The following is a 1463-nucleotide window of genomic DNA, read 5'->3' as shown; positions in this document are numbered from 1 at the left end:
GTGAAATTATAGTACCTGTGAAGATGCAGGTTACCCGCGACAGGACGGAAAGACCCCGTGGAGCTTTACTGTAGCCTGATATTGAATTTTGGTACAGCTTGTACAGGATAGGTAGGAGCCTTGGAAGCCGGAGCGCCAGCTTCGGTGGAGGCATTGGTGGGATACTACCCTGGCTGTATTGACATTCTAACCCGCACCCCTTATCGGGGTGGGAGACAGTGTCAGGTGGGCAGTTTGACTGGGGCGGTCGCCTCCTAAAAAGTAACGGAGGCGCCCAAAGGTTCCCTCAGAATGGTTGGAAATCATTCGTAGAGTGTAAAGGCACAAGGGAGCTTGACTGCGAGACCTACAAGTCGAGCAGGGACGAAAGTCGGGCTTAGTGATCCGGTGGTTCCGCATGGAAGGGCCATCGCTCAACGGATAAAAGCTACCCCGGGGATAACAGGCTTATCTCCCCCAAGAGTCCACATCGACGGGGAGGTTTGGCACCTCGATGTCGGCTCATCGCATCCTGGGGCTGTAGTCGGTCCCAAGGGTTGGGCTGTTCGCCCATTAAAGCGGTACGCGAGCTGGGTTCAGAACGTCGTGAGACAGTTCGGTCCCTATCCGTCGTGGGCGTAGGAAATTTGAGAGGAGCTGTCCTTAGTACGAGAGGACCGGGATGGACGCACCGCTGGTGTACCAGTTGTCTTGCCAAAGGCATAGCTGGGTAGCTATGTGCGGAAGGGATAAGTGCTGAAAGCATCTAAGCATGAAGCCCCCCTCAAGATGAGATTTCCCATAGCGTAAGCTAGTAAGATCCCTGAAAGATGATCAGGTTGATAGGTTTGAGGTGGAAGCGTGGTGACACGTGGAGCTGACAAATACTAATAGATCGAGGACTTAACTAATAAATGATTACTCATTCTTTCTTCTTACAACATAATCTAGTTTTGAGGGAATAACTCTCAAAATACAAATAGTCTGGTGGCGATAGCGAGAAGGTCACACCCGTTCCCATACCGAACACGGAAGTTAAGCTTCTCAGCGCCGATGGTAGTTGGGGGCTCTCCCCCTGTGAGAGTAGGACGTCGCCAGGCACCAAAAGGGGATAGTAGTCGTTAGGCTACTATCCCCTTTTTTTTGAAATTCATCGCGGAAGTTTACTTCTTTCTTTTTATGATTTAAGATATTAAGTAAGGTACCAAGTCTGAATTTAGGGGTGATAAAGTGCAAAAATCTAATGTAATTAGTCAATTTGCAGACTGGCTTGAAACAGAAGGCAAATCTGTTAACACCGTCACTACTTATCAACGTGAAATGAAAAAATTTCAAGACTGGCTCTACAAATATCCTACTTATTTAGAGAACATATCTCAGCAAGATGTTCAAAATTATCTCTCTTTTTTAGAGCAGCAGGGGAAAAGTCCAATAACTATTGATAAAATACTTGGTTCTATTAGAACCTTCGCTAAGTTCTTGAG

Annotated in this window: 1 protein-coding gene and 2 rRNA genes; all 3 read left to right on the top strand. The window is 47.4% G+C overall.

Annotation, left to right across the window (positions count from 1 at the left end; translation table 11 throughout):
- Window positions 1–890, top strand: a 23S ribosomal RNA gene (locus tag EOC06_RS37190); the annotation flags it as partial.
- A gap of 72 nt (window positions 891–962) precedes the next feature.
- Window positions 963–1079 (top strand): 5S ribosomal RNA (rrf, locus tag EOC06_RS37185).
- 130 nt (window positions 1080–1209) lie between these two features.
- A partial coding sequence (locus EOC06_RS37180) for a site-specific integrase (protein ID WP_164898994.1) occupies window positions 1210–1463 on the top strand: 254 nt, incomplete at its 3' end.

The organism is Mesorhizobium sp. M7A.F.Ca.MR.362.00.0.0 (assembly GCF_004023175.1).
Taxonomy (GTDB): domain Bacteria; phylum Pseudomonadota; class Alphaproteobacteria; order Rhizobiales; family Rhizobiaceae; genus Mesorhizobium.
The sequence above is the reverse complement of the archived record's forward strand: the minus strand, read 5'-3'. Positions and strand labels throughout refer to the sequence as shown.